The sequence below is a fragment of the Arthrobacter sp. SPT-J7 genome, assembly GCF_059089965.1.
Genome location: NZ_JBNHFF010000576.1, coordinates 1 through 440 on the forward strand (window position 1 = coordinate 1; position 440 = coordinate 440).

The 440-nt window shown below is 60.2% G+C and carries 1 protein-coding gene; it reads left to right on the plus strand.

All coding sequences use genetic code 11. The features are described 5' to 3' along the window. Window positions 1-440, plus strand: a 440-nt coding sequence (locus AC5RWX_RS34340; RefSeq protein WP_494100588.1) for an FAD-dependent oxidoreductase, incomplete at both ends; no start/stop codon positions are given.

The following is a 440-nucleotide window of genomic DNA, read 5'->3' on the forward strand; positions in this document are numbered from 1 at the left end:
TTGGCCACTGAGCTGCCGGGCCTGAACAAAAACAAGCTCTCCGGTGCCGCCCATTACTATGACGGCCAGATTGCCTTCCCTGAGCGGCTGGTTTTGGAGACAGCGCTGTCCGCTCACCAGTACGGCGCTGATATAGCCAATTATGTTGAAGCCCTCGAAGTCCTCGGCGGACCCGCCGGTGTTAGGGGTGTTACTGCCCGGGACGCCCTGTCGGGTGGAACGTTCGATATCGCCGCATCCTGTGTCGTCAACGCGGCGGGTCCCTGGGTGGATCAGTTGAACGTTTCGCATGGTATCGACCGGCAGATCGGTGGCACAACCGGCACTCATATCATTGTTGATCCGTTCCCGGGCGCGCCAGAGGCCTGCATCTATTTCGAGGCCAAGTCGGACAACCGGCCTATCCTGGTGATTCCGTGGAACGGGCGGTACCTCATCGG